Below are 21,843 nucleotides of genomic sequence, written 5' to 3'. Positions count from 1 at the left end.
GGCGGGGGAGCGCCGCCGCACGGGCGGCGGCGCTCGCACCCGTCAGTGTGGCGCCCGTCACGCCCTACGGCATGAGCACACGTACTCAGATACCGGGGGCCGACCCGGGAAGACTATGCACATGGACCCGAGCCATTACCGCTTCCGCAGCCTGTGGACCCTGCCCGCGCCGCCCGCCGCCGTGTACGCGGTGCTGGAGCGGCCCGAGGAATACCCGCAGTGGTGGCGCCAGGTGCGCGCGGTGACCCGGCTCGACGACACGGCCGGCGTCGTCCGGGTCCGCTCCCTGCTGCCGTACGACCTGACCTTCACCGTGCGTGAGGTGCGGCGCGACCCGGCGGCCGGGATTCTGGAGGTCTCGCTGTCCGGTGACGTCGACGGCTGGGCACGCTGGACGGTCAGCGCGGCCGGTTCCGGCACCCTCGCCCGCTACGACCAGGCAGTTCACGTGAACAAGCCGCTGATAAGGAGGTTCGCCGTGCCGGGGCGGCCGGTCTTCCGCGCGAACCACTGGCTGATGATGCGGTCAGGTCGGCGCGGACTCGTCGCCTACCTGGAAGCGGTTTGAAGGAACCCGTCAGGGGCCTGTATTGTTCAGTGCGTTCCCGGGCGATTAGCTCAGTGGGAGAGCGCTTCGTTCACACCGAAGAGGTCACTGGTTCGAACCCAGTATCGCCCACCGGGAGAGGGTCGGTCCGCAAGACGCGGACCGGCTCTTTTTGTTCGTCCGTGGCCGGGATAGGCTTCCGATCTTCGCGAGGACTGGGGAGGCGCCCGCGGCGAGAGGGGGAACATTTCGGTGAGTGCTGCAAAGGGTGACGGAACCAAGCCGATCGGGACCCCGGCGAGGGGACGCAGGCGCTTCACCTGGCTCAAGGTCTTCTTCGTCGCACTGCTGCTCGGCGGGGTCGTCGCGCTCTTCCGGACGGGCGGGAACGTGGAGCGCGTCACCACGATGTGGGTGGGCGCCGAGGTCGCTGCCGACGGCAGCATCCGCGTCACCGAGGTCATCGACTACGACTTCGGACACCCGGACACCACCCGGCACGGCATCTACCGCGATCTGCCGGACCTGATGGACGACCAGGAGTACGCCAAGGTCGCCGCCACCATGGACGGCCACCGGGTTCCGTGGGAGTTCGACGTCGGCGACTACTACGAGGCGCCGGACGGCCAGCGGGAGATCGCCACCCGGATCAAGGTGGGCGACCCGGGCGGCTCCGTCACCGGTGTGCACCGCTACCGCCTCCAGTACACGCTCACGGACGTCGTGAAGAAGGGCAGGATCGCCTGGGACGCCGTCGGCACCGGATGGCGGGTCGACCGCTCGAACGTGCAGATCCACGTCGTGGCCCCGTACGAACTCACCGGCACACGCTGCGTGCGGGGCACCAACGGCTCCCAGGACCCCTGCACCGCCCGCAAGGACGGGTCCGGCCGGCTCGACGTCACCCTCGACCGGCTCAAGGGACACGAGGGCGTCACCCTGTACGCCACCGGCGGCCGGAAGCTGACCGGGGCGACGCCCGCCCTGCCCGCGCCGCCTTCCGGGAAGGCCGTCGGCACGACCGTGGGGAGCCCGTGGCGGGTGGCCCTGCTCGCGTTCGCCCTCACGCTGGTCGGCGCCGCCGCCATGATCTGGCTGCTGCGCCTCCTCGGCCGCGACCGGATCGCTGAGGAAGCACCCGACGGCACGCCCGGCCACGCGCGGCGCGGCGCCCTCGAACGGCGCGCCGCCTCGCTCACTCCGTCCCCCGTGCCCCCGGAGGGTCTGGCCCCCGCCAAGGGCGGGATCCTGCTGGCCGAACGCGTCGAGAGCCACCATCAGGTGGCCTGGCTGCTCGGCGCTGCGATCGAAGGGCGCATCGCCATCGAGGGGAGCGAGGAGCATCCCACCCTCACACGCCGCGAGCCGGCCGACGCACCCTATGACCCGGTCGCCAGGGTCGTGCTGGGCAGCATCTTCTCGGGGCGCGACTCGGTCACCCTGGGTCTGCCCGACGCCCGCTTCAGGTCGGCCTGGCAGAGCCTCCACCACGAGCTGACGGCCTGGCACGAGAACAGCGACCTCTGGGACCAGACCTCCGCTCGCCTGGCCCGCGCCGGACGCCCGGTCGGCATTGCCGCCACCCTGCTCGGCTTCGTCACGACGGCCGTCGGGGCCCTGCTCGGCGGCGGCCGGAACGCGGCCGGCTGGCCGGTCCTCGTGGCAGGCGTGATCGCGGTGGGCGCCGGCCTGGCGTTGTGGCTGCGCTCCTGGGAGCTGTACGTCCGCACTCCCCGCGGCAGCGCGCTCTGGCTCCAGGTGGAGGCGTTCCGGCGCTACCTCATGGACCCGTCCTCCCACCAGGGCGACGAGCCCCTCGACGAGGGACGACTGGAGCTGTACACCGCGTGGGCGGTGGCCCTGGACGTGGCGTACGCATGGGACAAGGCCATCGCCGGCTCGACGGTCGCTCCCCGGCGCCGATCCACGGCGACGTCGGGGTTCGTCACCGGTTACGCCCTCGGCCTGATGACCGCCTCCTCGTCCTCCAGCGCCGCCCCGCCCTCCACCAGCAGCAGCGGCGGTGGCGGAGGAGGCGGGGGATTCGGCGGAGGCGGGGACGTCGGCGGAGGCAGCGGAGGCGGGGGCGGAGGCTCCTGGTGACGTCGGCCGTGTGACGCCGGGCGCCTGTCCCCGGCAGGCGCCTTCCCCGTGGTCCCTACGCCGCCGCCGGCAGCTCCGGCCGCAGCGGCCACTCCGTGCTGACGATCTCCTCCGAGCCGCTGCGCGCGAACCACGCCTGAAGCCCGCGCGCCTGCGCCGCATGCCAGTTGGCCTGGAGCGTGTGCAGCTCCGCGGGGGAGAGGCGTTCCAGTCGGGTCGCGAAACGGCGGCCGAGGGCCCGCACGACCTCCATCGCGGCCAGCGCGTCCGCCGCCGCGTCGTGCGCCCCCTCCAGCGCCACCCCGTAGTGCGCGCACAGGTCGGTGAGCGTGCGGCGGCCCTTGCGGTAGCGGTCCAAGTGCTTGTCGAGCACCCGCGGGTCGAGCACGTGCAGCGGCGCCGACGCGAACCAGCGCTCCAGCGAGGACGCCCGATGGCGCCGCAACTCCCGGTCCAGCAGCGTCAGATCGAACGGCGCGTTCATCACCACCAGCGGCCGGCCGCGCATCGCCTGCTCGCCCAGCTCCCGGGCTATCTCCTCCATCACCGGCGACGGCCAGCGGCCGTTGCGCTGCAGGTGCTCCTCCGTCAGCCCGTGCACGGCCGTCGCCTCCACGGGCACCGGCACCCCCGGGTTCACCAGCCAGCGGCTCACCCGCGGCCGGGTTCCCGGAGCGTCCTGGACGACGACGGCGGCCGACACGATCCGGTCGGTCTCGACGTCCACGCCGGTGGTCTCCGTGTCGAACGCGGCGAGCGGGCCCTCGTACCAGAACGTCATGCCTACCCAACTCCTCGTTCACCCATGGCAGCTGACGTACCGTCTTCTGCCCGTTTGGTGATACCCGGGCTGTTTGCGCCGTACGCCGGCAGGAGACAACAGGAGTACGGGTCTTTGCAGTTCAGGAGGCTCGGGCGGGGACTCACTGCGCAGGGAAGGCTGTTGGTCATGGCGATAGCGCAGCCCGAGCGGGGCGGGCTGCTGCCCGAGCGGACGGCATCCCATCGCGGCACACTCGCGACCACCGCCTGCATGGAGACACTGCAGGTGGGCTATCTGCACGCGGTCGCCGCGGCGGCCGGCTGCTCGCTGTCCCAGCCCTTCCCGGACAACGGCATCGACTGGCACGTCAGCCACAGCGCGCCCGGCCACACGGTCGACGACGAGGTCACCATCAAAGTGCAGCTGAAGTGCACGTACCAGATACCGCCGAACCCCCCGGGCCGCTTCTTCTCCTTCACGCTCGACAACGAGCACCTGCGGAAGCTCGCCCGCACCCCCGTCTCCGTGCACAAGATCCTCGTCGTGATGATCGTCCCCCGGACCCAGGACCAGTGGCTCCGGGCCGGTCACGACCGTCTGGACCTGCGGCACTGCTGCTACTGGACCAACCTCGCCGGACACCCGATCACCGGCCGGCAGCGCACCACCGTGCGCGTCCCGACCTCGCGCATCTTCGACGACCGCGCCCTGTGCGAGATCATGACCCGGGTCGGAACGGGAGGCAGACCGTGACACACCGTCCCCTCGACGAGCAGTCCCGCACCGTCCGGCCGCACCCGGCCGAGCCGCTGTGGAACCGGCCGCCCGCCCCCGACCAGGTCGACCCCGCGGTGCTCGGCGCACTGCTGCACCGCCACGGCTGGCAGCGCCGCGGCGGTGCCCCCGGGCGCTACGGCCGCTGGACCCCACCCGGCCCCGGCGACAGTGGTACGAGCCTGCTGGTGCCGGAGAGCCGCGCCTTCCCCGACTGCGACGACCTGATCGGCGAGGCTCTCGTCGCCCTGACCCGCAGCGGCTCGCCCTCCGCCCGCGACGTGCTGGTCGGCCTCACCGTGCCCAGCGACGAGATCCACTGGTGGCGTGATGTGCCGACGGGACCCGTGGGTGCCGCTCCCTGGGACGTCGAGGACCACCTGCGCACCGCGGCCCGCCAGATGCTGCTGGCGGCCGCCCTCGCCACCCGCGCCCGGGCCGGCTACTACGGCGCCCGGCACCGCAGGCCCGCCGCCGCGTCGCTCGAGCACGTCCTGATCGGCGCGGCCACCGGTGGCCGCGAGCTCACCGCCTTCGTGCCCGTCGCCACGGGCCGGCCGCTCGCCGTACGCCTGCACCAGGCGCTGTACGCCGCCCGCGAGGCCATCGACTACCAGCGGGCCAGCGGCGGGATGGAAGCCTTCGACACCGCCGTCGAGGCCGGCGTGAGCCATGAGCTGACCGAGGCGCTGGTCGCCCTCGTCCGCGGGTCCGAAGGCGCCCGGATCGCCGTCGCGTGGGCGCCCGCCGCCGGCGTTCCCGAGGGCGGTGCGACGCCCGCCGAACCGGTCGAGTTCTCCCCGGGCGACCTGCCCGCCCTGCGCGAGGCCGGAGCCCGCTACCTGCGCGAGGAGCCGTCCGTACAGGTGCGGATCACCGGCGCCGTCGTCCGCCTGCGCCGTTCGGGACCGCGTGGCGAGGGCACCGTACGGCTGCGGGTCCTCGCCGGGGCCGAGGTGCCGCACGTACGGATGACCCTGGACGAGGAGTCGTACCGCATCGCGGGCCACGCCCACCTCGTCGGACTGCCGATCAGAGTGCACGGACGGCTGGAGAGCCGGGGCGGCTTCCGGCGCCTCGCGGCCGCGTCCGGCGTGGCGCCGGTGCAGGTCGACGAGGCCGAGCGGGACCGGCTGATGAAGTCGCTTCAAGAGAACCTGGACTTCTTCGAGGAGGCGTGCGGCGGGGACTGAGCCCCCCGGGGCACCGGAACCGTTTCGCGGTGGGCGGCCGTGGGTCGGTACGATCCCAGTCATGCGCGCGCTCCAGGTATGGCGCCGCATCCACCAGCAGTCAGGAGAGTCCGGTGTCAGACGTCCGTGTGATCATCCAACGCGATTCCGAGCGGGAAGAGCGCGTGGTGACGACGGGCACTACGGCCGCCGACCTCTTCACCGGCGAGCGCTCGATCATCGCCGCGCGCGTGGGCGGTGAGCTCAAGGACCTCGCCTACGAGGTGAAGGACGGCGAGACCGTCGAGGGCGTCGAGATCTCCTCCGAGGACGGCCTGAACATCCTGCGCCACTCCACCGCGCACGTGATGGCCCAGGCCGTGCAGGAGATCTTCCCCGAGGCGAAGCTGGGCATCGGCCCGCCGGTCAAGGACGGTTTCTACTACGACTTCGACGTGGAGAAGCCGTTCACGCCCGAGGATCTCAAGGCCATCGAGAAGAAGATGCAGGAGATCCAGAAGCGCGGTCAGCGCTTCTCCCGCCGTGTCGTCGGCGACGAGGCCGCCCGCGAGGAGCTGGCGAACGAGCCGTACAAGCTCGAACTGATCGGTCTCAAGGGTTCTGCCTCCTCCGAGGACGGAGCGGACGTCGAGGTCGGCGCCGGCGAGCTGACGATCTACGACAACCTGGACGCCAAGACCGGCGAGCTGTGCTGGAAGGACCTCTGCCGCGGTCCCCACCTGCCCTCGACCCGCTACATCCCGGCGTTCAAGCTGATGCGCAACGCGGCCGCCTACTGGCGCGGCAGCGAGAAGAACCCGATGCTCCAGCGCATCTACGGAACCGCTTGGCCGTCGAAGGACGAGCTGAGGGCCTACCTCGACTTCCTGGCCGAGGCCGAGAAGCGTGACCACCGCAAGCTCGGCTCCGAACTGGACCTGTTCTCCATCCCCGAGCAGATCGGCTCCGGCCTCGCCGTCTTCCACCCCAAGGGCGGCATCGTCCGGCGCGTCATGGAGGACTACTCGCGCCGCCGCCACGAGGAAGAGGGGTACGAGTTCGTCTACACCCCGCACGCGACGAAGGGGAAGCTCTTCGAGACCTCGGGCCACCTGGACTGGTACGCCGACGGCATGTACCCGCCCATGCAGCTCGACGAGGGCGTGGACTACTACCTCAAGCCCATGAACTGCCCGATGCACAACCTGATCTTCGATGCGCGCGGCCGCTCCTACCGCGAATTGCCGCTGCGCCTGTTCGAGTTCGGGACCGTGTACCGGTACGAGAAGTCGGGTGTCGTGCACGGCCTCACCCGAGCCCGCGGCTTCACCCAGGACGACGCGCACATCTACTGCACGCGTGAGCAGATGGCCGAGGAACTCGACAAGACGCTTACTTTCGTGCTGAACCTGCTGCGCGACTACGGCCTCACGGACTTCTACCTGGAGTTGTCCACCAAGGACCCGGAGAAGTTCGTCGGCTCCGACGAGGCCTGGGAGGAGGCCACCGAGACCCTGCGGCAGGTCGCCGAGAAGCAGGGCCTGCCTCTGGTTCCCGACCCGGGCGGCGCCGCCTTCTACGGCCCGAAGATCTCCGTCCAGGCCAAGGACGCCATCGGCCGGACCTGGCAGATGTCGACCGTCCAGCTGGACTTCAACCTGCCGGAGCGCTTCGACCTCGAGTACACGGCCGCGGACGGTTCCAAGCAGCGCCCCGTCATGATCCACCGCGCGCTGTTCGGCTCGATCGAGCGCTTCTTCGCCGTGCTCCTGGAGCACTACGCGGGTGCGTTCCCGGCCTGGCTGGCCCCGGTCCAGGCGATCGGCATCCCGATCGGCGACGCCCATGTCGAGTACCTGGAGAAGTTCGCCGCGGCCGCGAAGAAGAGGGGCCTGCGCGTCGAGGTCGACTCCTCCTCCGACCGGATGCAGAAGAAGATCCGCAACGCCCAGAAGCAGAAGGTGCCCTTCATGGTCATCGTGGGCGACGACGACATGTCCCACAGCTCGGTGTCGTTCCGCTTCCGGGACGGCTCCCAGGAGAACGGCATTCCGTTCGACGAGGCCATCGCGAAGATCGCGCAGGTCGTCGAGGAGCGGGCGCAGGTCTGACGGCCTCCAGCCAGGCATCCGAAGGCCCCCGGGCGATCCGGGGGCCTTTGCCCTGCTCCGGCGAGGACGCCATATGCTGCACCTCATGACGAGTGAGCCGGAGCAGCAGATCGGAGTGGGGACGCAGGACGCGTTCCAGCGCCTGTGGACGCCCCACCGGATGGCCTACATCCAGGGCGAGAACAAGCCGACCGGTCCGGGGGCCGACGACGGCTGTCCGTTCTGCTCCATCCCGGCCAAGTCGGACGAGGACGGGCTGATCGTCAAGCGGGGCGGGCAGGTGTACGCGGTGCTGAACCTGTACCCGTACAACGGCGGCCATCTGATGGTCGTGCCCTACCGCCATGTCGCCGACTACACCGACCTCACGGAGCCGGAGACCGCGGAGCTCGCCGAGCTGACCAAGCAGGCGATGACCGCGCTGCGCACGGCCTCCGGGGCCCATGGGTTCAACATCGGCATGAACCAGGGCTCGGTCGCCGGCGCGGGCATCGCCGCCCACCTGCACCAGCACATCGTGCCGCGCTGGGGCGGCGACACGAACTTCATGCCGGTGGTCGGCCACACGAAGGTACTTCCGCAGCTGCTGGCGGACACGCGGAAGATGCTGGCGGAGGCGTGGCCCAGTTAGCTGCGGGCAGTCGTGCCTCCCTCAGCGCCTTGACGGCCTGGGGGCCCCAGGGGCGGCACGGGTGGGCGCTGGGGGTGCCCTGCTCGAAGAGCTTGGGGGGAGGCACCCTGCGAGTGGGGGCAAGCGAAACCCACCCGCGCCCGGCAGCAGCGCCGAACGCCACTCGAGCCAGGGGGCACCGTCACGCGTCGTAGACGTCGGCCTTCTTCGGCGTAGGGTCCTGCACCTGCGTGCTGAGAAACGTCGACCGTGTCCCGAACGCCTCCACGTCCACCCCGTGGTCCTTCAGGACCCGGATCGCCGCCGCGTGCACCACCCGCAGCACCGGCGTGGCCGCGCGCAGGGCGTCGTCGGCCATGAAACGGTGACGCCACGGCTGGTCCGCCCAGGCGTGGCGCAGACCGAACGGCTCCGGGAGGGTCAGCGAGCCGCCGAGCCAGTTCAGGAACGGCGGATACCAGGTGAGCGGGGCGCGCGCGGCGAGCCGCACCACCTCGTCGGCGTCGACCAGCGGCAGCCTCACCTTGCGGGTCTCCCAGAACTTGACGGTCTTCGCCACCTCCTTCTCCTTGGGCTCGGGCTTCGTGGTGAACAGGGAGTTGACGGGCCCCAGGGCGTGCCCGGTGACCTCGATGCGCAGGGTGTCGTGCAGCACCGTCACCGTGATGAGCATGGTGATGATCAACTGGCCGTCCCACAGCGTCCACTGGACGCCGAGGTAGTGCCGGTCGCCGCTGCCGAACTGCTGCTTGTTGCAGATGTCCTGTATCGCGTGCGTCTTGATCGTGTACGCGTCCACGTCGGCTCCGCTGGGCCGGGAGACCTCCTTCGCCTTCTCACCGATCGGTGTGACGATCCAGTGCGTTATGGAAGGCTTCGGGAAACCGCCGGTGTTGATGGAGGTCCGCTCCAGCATCGCCAGGTCGCCCTGGATCGCGGTGATCACGTCCCAGCTGCGGAAGGGGTGGAAGTCCTTCCCCGGCACGGCGGAGACCAGGTCCTCGGCCAGTTGCCAGCTGCCCCAGCGTGTGCCCATGCCGAGGATGCCCTTGGGGCCGGCGTAGAAGACGGAGTTGGACCGCTGCTCGGCGCTCAGCCGGGTGAGCTCCTTGCGCAGCTGCTCGGCCGCGTCACCGGGGTGTCCGGGCACCGCCTCGGGGATCTTGGCGCCCAGGCCGCCGCCCGCGAGCAGACTCTCCCAGCGCTCACGCAGGTCCTTCGCCGTGCGTTCGCAGATCTGCTTGGCCCAGAACCAGCCGACGACCGGCATGACGACCGCCGCGCGCGAGTACCACGCCCAGAAGCCGGAGAACGGCATACGGATCAGGAAGATCACGGCGAGGGCGCCGACGGCGACCAGAAGGGTCGTGGCGAGCGCACCGGCGCTCCTGTCCGTCCGCCTGCCGAGGGTGGTGCGGATCTGGAACACCAGCAGCCACACCAGGAATCCCGGCAGGAACAGCACCCCGCACAGGACCGTCACCGCCGTCAGCCGGTTGTCGCGTTCCCGGCGGATGCGGTGGGCCGCCAGGCAGTGCTCCACGACGACCTGCGGCTCGGTGCCGAACGACTGGATGAGGGGCTTGCGCCCGGCGCCCAGCATGCGGTCGATCACCGCGCGGGAGTAGGCCTCACCGAGCTTGGGACGGAAGATCCTCGCCCACGGACGCGGGGCCTTGACGGTCGACTGGTGCCACTCGTTGTCGGCCTCGAGGATCTTCGTGACCTCGTCGTCCTCCCGGTACGCCGCCGAGGCCAGGGCGTAGGTCGCCGCCGTCTGGCCCGCGGAGCCCGAAAGGGGCACCTGTGCCCCGGGGCTGAAATCGAATCCGTCCGTCACTGCCGCCCCCTCGCCGCCGAACCCGCTCCTGCGGCCTTTCCCGACTTCCTTGCTCCGCACACCTGTTGAACAGGCCGGCGTGCTGATGTGTGTCGACTTGATCAGGACATCAGCGTATCCGCAGGCACTGACATGCGGGAGCGGACGACCGGAAGCCGCGCTTTTGACGGTCGTTCGCCTCCGGGTCGCTTCACGCGCCCCTACGGCTCACTCTGCCGCTCCCGCACGGAGAGGGGAACAAGGGTTCAACTACTGGGACTTCAGGGCCTCTTGACGGAGCTTCTCCCCGACCTGTGCCGGCATCGGCTCGTGCCGCGCGTAGGAGCGGCTGAAGCGTGCGGTGCCGTGCGAGAGGGAGCGCAGGTCGATCGCGTACCGGCCGATCTCGATCTCCGGCACCTCGGCCCGTACCAGAGTCCGGCCGCCGCTGACCTGCTCGGTGCCCAGCAGCCGGCCGCGCCGCGCGGACAGGTCGCTCATCACGGCGCCCACGTACTCGTCGCCCACCAGCACCGACACCTCGGCGACCGGTTCCAGCAGATGGATCGTGGCGTCGGCCGCCGCCTCGCGCAGGGCGAGCGCGCCCGCCGTCTGGAAGGCGGCGTCCGAGGAGTCCACGGAGTGCGCCTTGCCGTCGAGCAGCGTGACCCGGATGTCGACCAGCGGGTAGCCGGCGGCCACACCCTTGGCGGCCTGCGCGCGCACCCCCTTCTCGACGGACGGGATGAACTGCCGCGGCACCGCTCCGCCGACCACCTTGTCCACGAACTCGACGCCGGAGCCGCCCGGCAGCGGTTCGACCTCGATCTCGCAGATCGCGTACTGGCCGTGCCCGCCGGACTGCTTCACATGACGGCCCCTGCCGGCGGACCTGCCCGCGAAGGTCTCCCGGAGGGACACCTTGTGCGGGACCACGTCGACCTGGACGCCGTACCGGCTGCGCAGCCGCTCCAGGGCGACGTCCGCGTGGGCCTCGCCCAGGCACCACAGCACCACCTGGTGGGTGTCCGGGTTCTGCTCCAGGCGCATGGTCGGGTCCTCGGCGACCAGCCGGGCCAGCCCCTGGCTGAGCTTGTCCTCGTCCGCCTTGCTGTGCGCCTGGATGGCGAGCGGCAGCAGCGGGTCGGGCATCTGCCAGGGCTCCATCAGGAGCGGGTCCTCCTTGGCCGAGAGGGTGTCCCCGGTCTCGGCACGGCCGAGCTTGGCCACGCACACCAGGTCGCCCGCGACGGCGTGCGTGACCGGGCGCTGCTGCTTGCCGAAGGGCATGGACAGGGCGCCGATCTTCTCGTCGACGTCGTGGTCCTCGTGGCCGCGGTCGGCCAGGCCGTGCCCGGAGACGTGCACCGTCTGGTCGGGGCGCAGGGTGCCGGAGAAGACGCGGACCAGCGAGATGCGGCCGACGTAGGGATCGGAGGAGGTCTTGACGACCTCGGCGACCAGCGGGCCCTCGGTGTCGCAGGCCTTCAGCTCGCGCGGCTTGCCGTCGACGGTGGTGACCCCGGGCATCGGGTGCTCGAACGGGGTCGGGAACCCGCCGATGATCAGCTCCAGCAGCTCGACCGTGCCGATGCCCTGCCTGGCGCCCTCGGCGGCGGGGGCGGCGGCCAGGACGGGGAAGAAGCTGCCGCGCGCCACGGCCCGCTCCAAGTCCTGGATCAGCGTCTTGATGTCGACCTGCTCACCGCCGAGGTAGCGGTCCATGAGGGTCTCGTCCTCGCTCTCGGAGATGATCCCCTCGATGAGCCGGTTGCGGGCCTCCTCGATCCCCGGCAGCTGGTCCTCGCCCGGCTCGGACTCCTTGCGCTCGCCGGTCGAGTAGTCGAACAGTTTCTGCGTGAGCGGACCGACCAGGCCGGTCACGGGCGCGTGCCCGTCGGGGCCCTGCGGGCCGTGCAGCGGCAGGTACAGCGGCAGGACGGCGTCGGGGTCGTCCCCGCCGAAAGCCTCCGCGCAACGGCGGGTCATCTCCTCGAAGTCGGCCCGCGCCGCCTCCAGGTGCGTGATCACGATGGCGCGCGGCATGCCGACGGCCGCGCACTCCTCCCACACCATGCGGGTGGAGCCGTCCACACCGTCCGAGGCCGAGACGACGAAAAGGGCCGCGTCCGCGGCGCGCAGACCGGCCCGGAGCTCCCCGACGAAGTCGGCGTATCCAGGAGTGTCCAGCAGGTTGATCTTGATCCCGTCCCATTCGACGGGAACCAGGGAGAGCTGCACCGAGCGCTGCTGCCGGTGCTCGATCTCGTCGTAGTCGGAGAGGGTGCCGCCGTCCTCCACACGGCCCGCCCGGTTCAGCGCTCCCGCCGTCAGCGCGAGAGCCTCCACCAGAGTCGTCTTGCCCGATCCGCTGTGGCCGACCAGCACCACATTCCGTACGGACGCGGGCCGGTCGGCCGCCGTTGCCCTGCCGGCGGCTCCGGGGTGTACGTTCGCCTTGTCGCCCATGGCCTTGCCTCCCGTGCACGGTGAGGTCACTGTGGGCGCGGACATGCGGACCCGCGTGCGAACGCGGCTCCTGTGACGCCCGCGGTTCTTTCGAGCTTTGCACTCGCGTCACAATGCGTCCATACGAGGGACGTGATCCCGTTTGCGGGCCGTGCTCCACCCGGCGCGATCGCGCCGTGACCCGGGCGCCATCAGGCCGTGACACCGGGCCTTGGGTGCCCGGCCGTCGCGCCCACGCGCGCGTGGCTACGATTGGGCGCGCCGGTGGCCAGCAGGGGCCGCGCGGCTCACCGACCGTCGGGAAGGCCATGCTGAACAAGTACGCGCGTGCTTTCTTCACGCGTGTTCTCACACCGTTCGCCGCGTTTCTGATCCGGCGGGGCGTCAGCCCCGACACGGTCACGCTGATCGGCACCGCCGGCGTGATCGCGGGCGCACTGGTCTTCTACCCCCGGGGCGAGTTCTTCTGGGGCACGGTCGTCATCACGCTGTTCGTCTTCTCCGACCTCGTCGACGGCAACATGGCCCGCCAGCTGGGCCGATCCAGCCGCTGGGGCGCCTTCCTGGACTCCACGCTCGACCGGGTCGCCGACGGCGCGATCTTCGGCGGCTTCGCCCTGTGGTACGCGGGCAACGGCGACGACAATGTCCTGTGCGCGGTGTCGATCTTCTGCCTGGCCAGCGGCCAGGTGGTGTCGTACACCAAGGCCCGCGGCGAGTCGATCGGGCTGCCCGTGGCGGTCAACGGCCTCGTGGAGCGCGCCGAACGCCTGGTGATTTCCCTGGTCGCCGCCGGTTTCGCGGGCCTGCACAAGTTCGGCGTGCCCGGCATCCAGTGGCTGCTGCCGATCGCGCTGTGGATCGTCGCCGTCGGCAGTCTGGTGACGCTGATCCAGCGGGTCGTCACCGTGCGCCGGGAGTCCGCCGAGGCGGACGCCGCCGCGGCCGCGCAGAACGACGAGAGCACCTCGCACGGCAGCGAGGCGGCCAAGTGAGCGGCGGGAAGGAGCGGGGCGGCGGCATGACCAGCCTCCAGGAACGGCTCACGGACGGGCTCTACGGCCTGGGCTGGAGCACGGTGAAGACGCTGCCCGAACCCGTCGCCACCCGGCTCGGCCGCACCATCGCCGACCTCGCCTGGAAACAGCGCGGCAAGGGTGTACGACGGCTCGAGAGCAACTACGCGCGCGTGGTTCCCGACGCGACCCCGGAGCGGCTCGCCGAGCTGACGCGGGCGGGCATGCGGTCGTACCTGCGCTACTGGATGGAGTCGTTCCGGCTGCCCGTCTGGAGCCCGGAGCGCATAAGGCGCGGCTTCCACCCCAAGGACCTGCACTTCCTGACCGACGGGCTCGCCGCCGGCAAGGGCGTCGTGCTCGCTCTGCCGCACCTGGCCAACTGGGACCTGGCGGGCGCCTGGGTCACCACCGAGCTGCGCACGCCGTTCACGACGGTCGCCGAGCGGCTCAAGCCGGAGACGCTCTACGACCGGTTCGTCGCCTACCGCGAGGGCCTCGGCATGGAGGTGCTGCCGCACAGCGGCGGGTCCGCGTTCGGCACCCTGGCCCGGCGGCTGCGCGACGGGGGACTGGTCTGCCTGGTCGCCGACCGGGACCTGTCCGCCTCCGGCGTCGAGGTCACCTTCTTCGGCGAGACGGCCCGGATGCCTGCGGGACCGGCGCTGCTCGCCCAGCAGACCGGCGCGTTGTTGTTGCCGGTGACGCTCTGGTACGACGACTCGCCCGTCATGCAGGGCCGCGTGCATCCCCCGATCGAGGTACCCCAGTCAGGTGGCCGGGCCGAGAAGACGTCTGTCATGACACAGGCGCTGGCAGACGCCTTCGCCACGGGGGTCACCGAGCATCCGGAGGACTGGCACATGCTGCAGCGGTTGTGGCTCGCCGACCTGGACCCGAGCATGGACCCCCGGAAGGGCACGCCGTGAGGATCGGCATCGTCTGCCCGTACTCCTGGGACGTGCCGGGCGGCGTCCAGTTCCACATCCGCGATCTGGCCGAGTACTTCATCCGCCTCGGGCACGAGGTGTCCGTCCTCGCCCCCGCGGACGACGACACCCCCCTGCCGCCGTACGCCGTCTCGGCCGGGCGTGCCGTCCCGGTGCCGTACAACGGCTCGGTGGCGCGTCTGAACTTCGGCTTCCTGAGCGCCGCGCGGGTGCGGCGCTGGCTGCACGACGGCGGGTTCGACGTGATCCACATCCACGAGCCCGCCTCGCCGTCCCTGGGCCTGCTGGCCTGCTGGGCGGCGCAGGGCCCGATCGTGGCGACCTTCCACACGTCGAACCCGCGCTCCCGGGCCATGATCGCCGCGTACGCGATCCTCCAGGCGGCCCTGGAGAAGATCAGCGCGCGGATCGCGGTGAGCGAGTACGCGCGGCGCACCCTCGTCGAACACCTGGGCGGCGACGCGGTGGTGATCCCGAACGGCGTGGACGTCGCCTTCTTCGCGAAGGCAGAGCCGAGGCCCGAGTGGCAGGGGGACACGATCGGTTTCATCGGGCGCATCGACGAACCGCGCAAAGGCCTGCCGGTCCTCATGAAGGCCCTGCCGAAGATCCTTGCCGCCCGGCCGCAGACACGACTGCTGGTGGCGGGCCGGGGCGACGAGGAGGAGGCGGTCGAGACGCTCCCCGCCGAGCTGCGCTCGCGCGTGGAGTTCCTCGGCATGATCAGCGACGAGGACAAGGCGCGCCTGCTGCGCAGCGTCGACCTGTACGTGGCGCCCAACACCGGCGGCGAGAGCTTCGGCATCATCCTCGTCGAGGCCATGTCGGCGGGCGCCCCGGTCCTCGCCTCCGACCTGGACGCCTTCGCGCAGGTGCTGGACCAGGGAGCGGCCGGCGAGCTGTTCGCCAACGAGGACGCCGGCGCCCTCGCCGACGCCGCGGTACGCCTGCTGAACGACGCGGACCGCCGAGCCGAACTGCGTGCCCGGGGAAGCGCCCACGTGCGGCGCTTCGACTGGTCGACGGTCGGCGCGGACATCCTGTCGGTCTACGAGACGGTGACGGCGGGCGCGGCGGCGGTGGCGGCGGACGAGCGCACGGGGCTGCGGGCGCGGTTGGGCCTGGCGCGGGACTGAGTGCCGGCCGCCGGGCCCGGCGTTCCGGTGGGCCCGAGGGAGCCGAGGGAGCGGTGAGCGGGGGCCGATAACCTTCGCCCGTGACCGCAACCCTCATCTGGATCCTTGTCGCCCTCGTCGTGATCGGCCTCTATCTGAGCTGGACCGCGGGGCGGCTCGACCGGCTGCACGCCCGGATCGACGCGGCACGCGCCGCGCTCGACGCCCAGCTGCTGCGGCGGGCCTCGGTCGCCCAGGAACTGGCCACCTCCGGAGTGCTCGACCCGGCCGCGTCGATCGTCCTGTACGAGGCCGCACACGCGGCCCGGCAGGCCGAGGAGGAGCAGCGGGAGGTCGCCGAGAGCGAGCTGAGCCAGGCGCTCCGGGCCGTCTTCGCGGAGGCGCAGCAGGTCGAGGCGGTGCGCGAGGCGCCCGGCGGAGAGGCAGCCGCACGGGAGCTGACCGAGGCGGTGCGCCGGGTTCCGATGGCCCGCCGTTTCCACAACGACGCCGTACGCGCGGCGCGGGCCCTGCGCCGGCACCGCAAGGTGCGCTGGTTCCGCCTCGCCGGGCACGCCCCGTTCCCCATGGCGTTCGAAATGGACGACGAGCCCCCGGCTGCACTGACGGACCGGTCGGCGGCCTGACACCGTCGTTTCGCGCCACGGCGCAAAACGATCCACCGGCTCCCCATTGGCCCTTGCAGTGGCCTGTACCCGTGCCGTTTCCTCGGTCCAGCAGAAATCCCTCTTTTTCCGAGTGAGGTCGAAACCCGTGTCCAGCGAGCTCTCCACCCCCCAGACCCCCGAGACCGGCACCGCCCGCGTCAAGCGCGGCATGGCCGAGCAGCTCAAGGGCGGCGTGATCATGGACGTCGTCACGCCGGAGCAGGCGAAGATCGCCGAGGACGCGGGCGCCGTCGCGGTCATGGCTCTCGAGCGGGTCCCGGCCGACATCCGCAAGGACGGGGGCGTGGCCCGCATGTCCGACCCGGACATGATCGAGGGCATCATCAACGCCGTCTCCATCCCGGTCATGGCGAAGTCCCGCATCGGCCACTTCGTCGAGGCCCAGGTCCTGCAGTCCCTCGGCGTCGACTACATCGACGAGTCGGAGGTCCTCACCCCCGCCGACGAGGTCAACCACTCCGACAAGTGGGCCTTCACCACCCCCTTCGTCTGCGGCGCCACCAACCTCGGCGAGGCCCTGCGCCGCATCGCCGAGGGCGCCGCGATGATCCGCTCCAAGGGCGAGGCCGGCACCGGCAACGTCGTCGAGGCCGTCCGCCACCTGCGCCAGATCAAGAACGAGATCGCCAAGCTGCGCGGCTTCGACAACCACGAGCTGTACGCCGCCGCCAAGGAGCTGCGCGCCCCGTACGAGCTGGTCAAGGAGGTCGCCGTGCTGGGCAAGCTCCCGGTCGTGCTGTTCTCCGCCGGTGGCGTCGCCACCCCGGCCGACGCCGCGCTGATGCGCCAGCTCGGCGCCGAGGGCGTCTTCGTAGGCTCCGGCATCTTCAAGTCCGGCGACCCGGCCAAGCGCGCCGCCGCCATCGTGAAGGCCACCACCTTCTACGACGACCCCAAGATCATCGCGGACGCGTCCCGCAACCTCGGCGAGGCCATGGTCGGCATCAACTGCGACACCCTCCCCGAGACCGAGCGCTACGCCAACCGCGGCTGGTAAGTCACCGCAGGAACAGCACGAGGACTGCACGAACACATGACTGACGCACCCGTCATAGGCGTCCTGGCCCTCCAGGGCGACGTACGGGAGCATCTCATCGCCCTGGCCGCGGCCGACGCCGTGGCCAGGCCGGTGCGGCGCCCCGAAGAGCTCGCCGAGGTCGACGGCCTCGTCCTCCCCGGCGGCGAGTCCACCACCATCTCCAAGCTGGCCACCCTCTTCGGAGTGATGGAACCCCTGCGCGCGCGCGTGCGCGACGGCATGCCTGTCTACGGCACCTGCGCGGGCATGATCATGCTCGCGGACAAGATCCTCGACCCGCGCTCCGGCCAGGAGACCGTCGGCGGCATCGACATGATCGTGCGCCGGAACGCCTTCGGACGGCAGAACGAGTCCTTCGAGGCGGCCGTCGACGTCGAGGGCATCGAGGGCGATCCTGTAGAGGGCGTCTTCATCCGCGCCCCCTGGGTCGAGTCCGTCGGGGCGGGCGCCGAGGTGCTCGCCGAGCACGACGGCCACATCGTCGCCGTACGCCAGGGCAACGCACTCGCCACGTCGTTCCACCCGGAGCTGACCGGCGACCACCGGGTGCACGCCCTCTTCGTCGACATGGTGCGCGCCCATCGGGCACCGGAGTCCTTGTAGGATCTCTGGGGGTCCCCCCAGCCGTTAAGGTCTGGGGGAGTTCGTTGCAGAGATGGGTTACGCGAAGGAGACAGGCAGATGTCCGGCCACTCTAAATGGGCCACGACGAAGCACAAGAAGGCCGTGATCGACGCCAAGCGCGGCAAGCTCTTCGCGAAGCTGATCAAGAACATCGAGGTGGCGGCCCGGACGGGCGGCGCGGACCCCGACGGCAACCCGACTCTCTACGACGCCATCCAGAAGGCGAAGAAGTCGTCGGTCCCGAACAAGAACATCGACTCCGCCGTCAAGCGCGGCGCGGGGCTCGAGGCCGGCGGTGCCGACTACGAGACGATCATGTACGAGGGCTACGGTCCGAACGGTGTCGCGGTGCTCATCGAGTGCCTCACCGACAACCGCAACCGTGCCGCCTCCGACGTGCGCGTAGCCATGACCCGCAACGGCGGCTCCATGGCCGACCCGGGCTCGGTCTCGTACCTGTTCAACCGCAAGGGCGTCGTGATCGTCCCCAAGGGCGGACTGACCGAGGACGACGTCCTGGGCGCCGTGCTCGACGCGGGCGCCGAGGAGGTCAACGACCTCGGCGAGTCCTTCGAGGTCATCAGCGAGGCCACCGACCTGGTCGCGGTCCGCAAGGCCCTGCAGGACGCCGGGATCGACTACGACTCCGCCGAGGCCAACTTCGTCCCGACCATGCAGGTCCAGCTGGACGAGGAGGGCGCCAAGAAGATCTTCAAGCTGATCGACGCGCTCGAGGACAGCGACGACGTGCAGAACGTCTTCGCGAACTTCGACGTCAGCGACGACATCATGGAGAAGGTCGGCGCGTAACGCTGCCGCTGGATTCGACGGGCCGACGGGACGCTCCTGTCGGCCCGTCGCTTTGCGGGTCGTTGTCGGTGCCGCCGGATAGCCTGGCGTCAGACAGAGATCACCGTCCACGGACCGCAACCATCCATTGGGGAACCCCGACGGTGTTCAGCCAGGTCCGCGAGAGCGGCGGCGGTTCAGCCGTGAAGAAGGGGAGGGGACAGGCGTGCGCGTGCTGGGGGTGGACCCGGGGCTGACGCGGTGCGGTGTCGGGGTGGTCGAGGGCGTGCCCGGGCGCACGCTCACCATGCTCGGCGTCGGCGTCGTCCGGACGCCCGTGGACGCCGACCTCGGCCACCGCCTCGTCGCCGTCGAGCAGGGCATCGAGCAGTGGCTGGACGAGCACCGACCCGAGTTCGTCGCCGTCGAGCGCGTCTTCAGCCAGCACAACGTGCGGACGGTGATGGGCACCGCCCAGGCCAGCGCCGTCGCCACGCTGTGCGCGGCCCGCCGCGGCATCCCCGTCGCCCTGCACACCCCGAGCGAGGTCAAGGCGGCCGTCACCGGCACCGGACGTGCCGACAAGGCGCAGGTCGGCGCGATGGTCACGCGGCTGCTCCGGCTGGACGCGCCGCCCAGGCCCGCCGATGCCGCCGACGCCCTCGCCCTCGCCATCTGCCACATCTGGCGGGCCCCCGCGCAGAACCGGCTCCAGCAGGCCGTCGCCCTGCACGCATCGAAGCACGCAACGAAAGGCCGTACCGCATGATCGCCTTCGTCAGTGGCCCGGTCGCCGCCCTCGCCCCGGACTCCGCGGTGGTCGAGGTGGGCGGCATCGGCATCGCCGTCCAGTGCACGCCGAACACGCTCTCCGGGCTCCGGCTCGGCCGGCAGACGAAGCTCGCGACCTCCCTGGTCGTCCGGGAGGACTCGCTGACCCTGTACGGCTTCGTGGACGACGACGAGCGCCAGGTCTTCGAGCTGCTGCAGACCGCGAGCGGTGTCGGCCCGCGCCTGGCGCAGTCCATGCTGGCCGTGCACTCCCCGGACGCGCTGCGCCGCGCTGTGGCGACCGGTGACGAGAAGGCGCTCATCGCCGTCCCCGGCATCGGCAAGAAGGGCGCCCAGAAGCTGCTCCTGGAGCTGAAGGACCGCCTGGGCGAGCCGGTCGGCGCCCCCGCGGCCGCCGCACCCCCCGCCTCCGGCTGGCGCGACCAGCTGCACGCCGCCCTGGTCGGCCTCGGGTACGCGACCCGGGAGGCGGAGGAGGCGGTCGCCGCGGTGGCCCCGCAGGCCGAGGGCGCCGGGGGCACGCCCCAGGTGGGTGCCCTCCTCAAGGCGGCCCTGCAGACCCTGAACCGAGCCCGCTGAGCAGGAGACGTCAAGTGAACTGGGACGACACGACCGACACTTCCGCCTCCGAGCGGCTGGTGGGCTCTGTCGCCGACGGTGAGGACCAGGCCGTCGAGGCCGCCCTGCGCCCCAAGGACCTGGGCGAGTTCATCGGCCAGGAGAAGGTCCGGGAGCAACTCGACCTGGTGCTGCGCGCGGCACGCGCGCGGGGCGCCACCGCCGACCACGTGCTCCTGTCCGGCGCCCCCGGCCTCGGCAAGACGACCCTGTCGATGATCATCGCGGCGGAGATGGGTGCCCCCATCCGCATCACCAGCGGCCCGGCCATCCAGCACGCCGGCGACTTGGCCGCGATCCTCTCCTCCCTGCAGGAGGGCGAGGTCCTCTTCCTCGACGAGATCCACCGCATGTCCAGGCCCGCGGAGGAGATGCTCTACATGGCGATGGAGGACTTCCGCGTCGACGTGATCGTCGGCAAGGGTCCCGGCGCCACCGCCATCCCGCTGGAGCTGCCGCCGTTCACGCTGGTCGGCGCCACCACGCGCGCGGGCCTGCTGCCGCCCCCGCTGCGCGACCGCTTCGGCTTCACCGCGCACATGGAGTTCTACGAGCCCGCCGAGCTGGAGCGCGTCATCCACCGCTCGGCGGGCCTGCTCGACGTGGAGATCGACCCCCAGGGCGCCGCGGAGATCGCCGGACGCTCCCGTGGCACCCCCCGTATCGCCAACCGGCTGCTGCGCCGTGTACGGGACTACGCCCAGGTCAAGGCCGACGGAGTGATCACCCGGGAGATCGCGGCGGCGGCCCTCGCCGTCTACGAGGTCGACGCGCGCGGCCTCGACCGCCTCGACCGCGCCGTCCTCGGGGCCCTGCTGAAGCTGTTCGGCGGCGGCCCCGTCGGCCTCTCCACGCTCGCCGTCGCCGTGGGAGAGGAGCGCGAGACCGTGGAGGAGGTCGCCGAACCGTTCCTCGTCAGGGAGGGCCTGCTCGCCCGCACCCCGCGCGGACGGGTGGCGACACCGGCCGCCTGGGCGCACCTCGGGCTGACCGCGCCACGCGGGACGACCGGGGGAAACGGACAACAGGGCCTGTTCGGGGCGTGACGGCGGGGGACTCGCACCAGCAGGAACCCGGGTGCCATGCTGAGCGTTGTTCCTTGCGTGCGGACTCGCTTAGACTCCGCCGATGCCGCCCTCGCGGGCGGCACCCATCACACCCCCATCCACCAGGCCGCCGATCGAGCGGTCGTGCGAAGGAAATTCCGTCCCGTGAATATCGTGACCCTCCTCCCGTTCATCGTGCTCATCGGGGCCATGTTCCTGATGACCCGCTCGGCCAAGCGCAAGCAGCAGCAGGCCGCGCAAATGCGCAACGACATGCAGCCCGGCAGCGGCGTCCGCACGATCGGGGGCATGTACGCGACGGTCAAGGAGGTCAACGACGACACGGTCCTCCTTGACGCGGCCCCGGGCGTTGAGCTGCTCTTCGCGAAGAACGCGATCGGCGCCGTCCTGACCGACGACGAGTACAACCGCATCGTCCACGGCATCGAGCACGAGCTGAAGGCCGACGCCGCCGTCGTGCCGGACGACGCCTCCTCCCTCACCGAGACCGACGAGCCCGCCGCCGACGCCTCTTCGGGCCCTGCCGACGACAAGGTCGACCTCGGCAAGAAGGACGCGGACGCCGCGACCGACGCGAAGACCGACGAAGCAGAGCCGAAGAAGACCGACGGCGTGTCCGACGCGAAGACCGACGAAGCAGAGCCGAAGAAGACCGACGGCGTGTCCGACGCGAAGACCGACGAAGCAGAGCCGAAGAAGACCGACGGCGAGTCCGACGCGAAGTGACCGCATCCCGGGCCAGGACGTGCGACCGG

General features: G+C 71.1%; 20 protein-coding genes and 1 tRNA gene. 18 read left to right on the top strand and 3 right to left on the bottom strand.

The window, feature by feature from the left end; translation table 11 throughout:
- Window positions 1-121 precede the first annotated feature (121 nt).
- The 3 genes from AB0N14_RS11410 to AB0N14_RS11400 all read left to right on the top strand — a co-directional run bounded on the left by AB0N14_RS11410 (window position 122) and on the right by AB0N14_RS11400 (window position 2,650).
- On the top strand, window positions 122-568 hold the full coding sequence (locus AB0N14_RS11410) for an SRPBCC family protein (protein WP_366025435.1): 447 nt from the start codon (window positions 122-124) through the stop codon (window positions 566-568).
- A gap of 39 nt (window positions 569-607) precedes the next feature.
- Window positions 608-679 (top strand) — tRNA-Val (locus AB0N14_RS11405).
- 120 nt (window positions 680-799) lie between these two features.
- Window positions 800-2,650: a DUF2207 domain-containing protein gene (locus AB0N14_RS11400; protein WP_366025434.1), complete on the top strand. Its 1,851-nt coding sequence runs from the start codon at window positions 800-802 to the stop codon at window positions 2,648-2,650.
- 55 nt (window positions 2,651-2,705) lie between these two features.
- Here AB0N14_RS11400 and AB0N14_RS11395 read toward each other — a convergent pair whose 3' ends face one another.
- Window positions 2,706-3,431 (bottom strand): 3'-5' exonuclease, encoded by a 726-nt coding sequence (locus tag AB0N14_RS11395; RefSeq protein ID WP_366025433.1) that lies wholly within the window; start codon window positions 3,429-3,431, stop codon window positions 2,706-2,708.
- Between the two features lie 168 nt (window positions 3,432-3,599).
- Here AB0N14_RS11395 and AB0N14_RS11390 point away from each other — a divergent pair, with 168 nt between their 5' ends.
- The 4 genes from AB0N14_RS11390 (at window position 3,600) to AB0N14_RS11375 (ending at window position 8,101) form a co-directional block, all read left to right on the top strand.
- On the top strand, window positions 3,600-4,166 hold the full coding sequence (locus AB0N14_RS11390; protein WP_366025432.1) for a DUF4365 domain-containing protein: 567 nt from the start codon (window positions 3,600-3,602) through the stop codon (window positions 4,164-4,166).
- Entirely contained in the window at window positions 4,163-5,380 is a 1,218-nt protein-coding gene (locus AB0N14_RS11385) for a hypothetical protein (protein ID WP_366025431.1), read from the top strand. Before AB0N14_RS11390 ends, AB0N14_RS11385 begins: the two co-directional genes overlap by 4 nt.
- 113 nt (window positions 5,381-5,493) lie before the next feature.
- Window positions 5,494-7,470, top strand: coding sequence for a threonine--tRNA ligase (gene thrS, locus AB0N14_RS11380; protein WP_366025430.1), 1,977 nt, complete (start codon window positions 5,494-5,496; stop codon window positions 7,468-7,470).
- 73 nt (window positions 7,471-7,543) lie between these two features.
- Window positions 7,544-8,101, top strand: coding sequence for an HIT domain-containing protein (locus AB0N14_RS11375; RefSeq protein WP_366025429.1), 558 nt, complete (start codon window positions 7,544-7,546; stop codon window positions 8,099-8,101).
- A gap of 181 nt (window positions 8,102-8,282) precedes the next feature.
- On the opposite strand, the gene AB0N14_RS11370 is transcribed toward AB0N14_RS11375, so the two are convergent.
- Together AB0N14_RS11370 and AB0N14_RS11365 are read right to left on the bottom strand one after the other, a co-directional pair.
- Window positions 8,283-9,941 carry a hypothetical protein gene (locus tag AB0N14_RS11370; protein ID WP_366025428.1) on the bottom strand — a complete coding sequence of 553 codons (1,659 nt, stop codon included), beginning with the start codon at window positions 9,939-9,941 and terminating at the stop codon, window positions 8,283-8,285.
- Between the two features lie 249 nt (window positions 9,942-10,190).
- Window positions 10,191-12,389, bottom strand: coding sequence for an elongation factor G-like protein EF-G2 (locus AB0N14_RS11365; protein WP_366025644.1), 2,199 nt, complete (start codon window positions 12,387-12,389; stop codon window positions 10,191-10,193).
- 308 nt (window positions 12,390-12,697) lie between these two features.
- On the opposite strand from AB0N14_RS11365, the gene pgsA reads away from it, so the two are divergent.
- The 11 genes from pgsA (at window position 12,698) to yajC (ending at window position 21,814) form a co-directional block, all read left to right on the top strand.
- A complete protein-coding gene (gene pgsA / locus AB0N14_RS11360) occupies window positions 12,698-13,384 on the top strand; it encodes a phosphatidylinositol phosphate synthase (RefSeq protein ID WP_200421491.1) in 687 nt (228 codons plus the stop codon).
- Between the two features lie 26 nt (window positions 13,385-13,410).
- The gene (locus AB0N14_RS11355; protein ID WP_366025427.1) at window positions 13,411-14,334 is read left to right on the top strand and encodes a phosphatidylinositol mannoside acyltransferase; all 924 of its coding nucleotides are present in this window, start codon (window positions 13,411-13,413) and stop codon (window positions 14,332-14,334) included.
- Window positions 14,331-15,491: a glycosyltransferase family 4 protein gene (locus AB0N14_RS11350; protein WP_366025426.1), complete on the top strand. Its 1,161-nt coding sequence runs from the start codon at window positions 14,331-14,333 to the stop codon at window positions 15,489-15,491. Before AB0N14_RS11355 ends, AB0N14_RS11350 begins: the two co-directional genes overlap by 4 nt.
- Before the next feature lie 80 nt (window positions 15,492-15,571).
- Window positions 15,572-16,117: a hypothetical protein gene (locus AB0N14_RS11345; protein ID WP_366025425.1), complete on the top strand. Its 546-nt coding sequence runs from the start codon at window positions 15,572-15,574 to the stop codon at window positions 16,115-16,117.
- Between the two features lie 127 nt (window positions 16,118-16,244).
- The gene (pdxS, locus tag AB0N14_RS11340; protein ID WP_366025424.1) at window positions 16,245-17,156 is read left to right on the top strand and encodes a pyridoxal 5'-phosphate synthase lyase subunit PdxS; all 912 of its coding nucleotides are present in this window, start codon (window positions 16,245-16,247) and stop codon (window positions 17,154-17,156) included.
- A gap of 36 nt (window positions 17,157-17,192) precedes the next feature.
- A complete protein-coding gene (gene pdxT, locus AB0N14_RS11335; RefSeq protein WP_366025423.1) occupies window positions 17,193-17,801 on the top strand; it encodes a pyridoxal 5'-phosphate synthase glutaminase subunit PdxT in 609 nt (202 codons plus the stop codon).
- 78 nt (window positions 17,802-17,879) lie between these two features.
- Window positions 17,880-18,632, top strand: a complete 753-nt coding sequence (locus AB0N14_RS11330) for a YebC/PmpR family DNA-binding transcriptional regulator (RefSeq protein ID WP_366025422.1) — start codon at window positions 17,880-17,882, stop codon at window positions 18,630-18,632.
- 205 nt (window positions 18,633-18,837) lie between these two features.
- On the top strand, window positions 18,838-19,380 hold the full coding sequence (ruvC, locus tag AB0N14_RS11325; RefSeq protein ID WP_366025421.1) for a crossover junction endodeoxyribonuclease RuvC: 543 nt from the start codon (window positions 18,838-18,840) through the stop codon (window positions 19,378-19,380).
- Window positions 19,377-19,982, top strand: coding sequence for a Holliday junction branch migration protein RuvA (gene ruvA, locus AB0N14_RS11320; RefSeq protein ID WP_366025420.1), 606 nt, complete (start codon window positions 19,377-19,379; stop codon window positions 19,980-19,982). Before ruvC ends, ruvA begins: the two co-directional genes overlap by 4 nt.
- Window positions 19,983-19,996: 14 nt before the next feature.
- Window positions 19,997-21,067: a Holliday junction branch migration DNA helicase RuvB gene (ruvB, locus tag AB0N14_RS11315; protein ID WP_366025419.1), complete on the top strand. Its 1,071-nt coding sequence runs from the start codon at window positions 19,997-19,999 to the stop codon at window positions 21,065-21,067.
- 165 nt (window positions 21,068-21,232) lie between these two features.
- Window positions 21,233-21,814 carry a preprotein translocase subunit YajC gene (gene yajC, locus AB0N14_RS11310; RefSeq protein WP_366025418.1) on the top strand — a complete coding sequence of 194 codons (582 nt, stop codon included), beginning with the start codon at window positions 21,233-21,235 and terminating at the stop codon, window positions 21,812-21,814.
- Window positions 21,815-21,843 lie beyond the last annotated feature (29 nt).

The organism is Streptomyces sp. NPDC051104 (assembly GCF_040682835.1).
GTDB classification, from domain to species: Bacteria; Actinomycetota; Actinomycetes; order Streptomycetales; family Streptomycetaceae; genus Streptomyces; species Streptomyces cynarae.
This window is presented reverse-complemented; position numbering and strand designations above follow the sequence as displayed.

What these genes read in the sequence shown, in the direction of transcription:
- AB0N14_RS11410 (WP_366025435.1), top strand. Translation starts at nt 122, where the DNA reads ATGGACCCGAGCCATTACCGCTTCCGCAGCCTGTGGACCCTGCCCGCG.
- AB0N14_RS11365 (WP_366025644.1), bottom strand. Translation starts at nt 12,389, where the DNA reads ATGGGCGACAAGGCGAACGTACACCCCGGAGCCGCCGGCAGGGCAACG.
- ruvA (WP_366025420.1), top strand. Translation starts at nt 19,377, where the DNA reads ATGATCGCCTTCGTCAGTGGCCCGGTCGCCGCCCTCGCCCCGGACTCC.
- AB0N14_RS11395 (WP_366025433.1), bottom strand. Translation starts at nt 3,431, where the DNA reads ATGACGTTCTGGTACGAGGGCCCGCTCGCCGCGTTCGACACGGAGACC.
- AB0N14_RS11375 (WP_366025429.1), top strand. Translation starts at nt 7,544, where the DNA reads ATGCTGCACCTCATGACGAGTGAGCCGGAGCAGCAGATCGGAGTGGGG.
- AB0N14_RS11390 (WP_366025432.1), top strand. Translation starts at nt 3,600, where the DNA reads ATGGCGATAGCGCAGCCCGAGCGGGGCGGGCTGCTGCCCGAGCGGACG.
- pdxT (WP_366025423.1), top strand. Translation starts at nt 17,193, where the DNA reads ATGACTGACGCACCCGTCATAGGCGTCCTGGCCCTCCAGGGCGACGTA.
- pgsA (WP_200421491.1), top strand. Translation starts at nt 12,698, where the DNA reads ATGCTGAACAAGTACGCGCGTGCTTTCTTCACGCGTGTTCTCACACCG.
- AB0N14_RS11330 (WP_366025422.1), top strand. Translation starts at nt 17,880, where the DNA reads ATGTCCGGCCACTCTAAATGGGCCACGACGAAGCACAAGAAGGCCGTG.
- AB0N14_RS11355 (WP_366025427.1), top strand. Translation starts at nt 13,411, where the DNA reads ATGACCAGCCTCCAGGAACGGCTCACGGACGGGCTCTACGGCCTGGGC.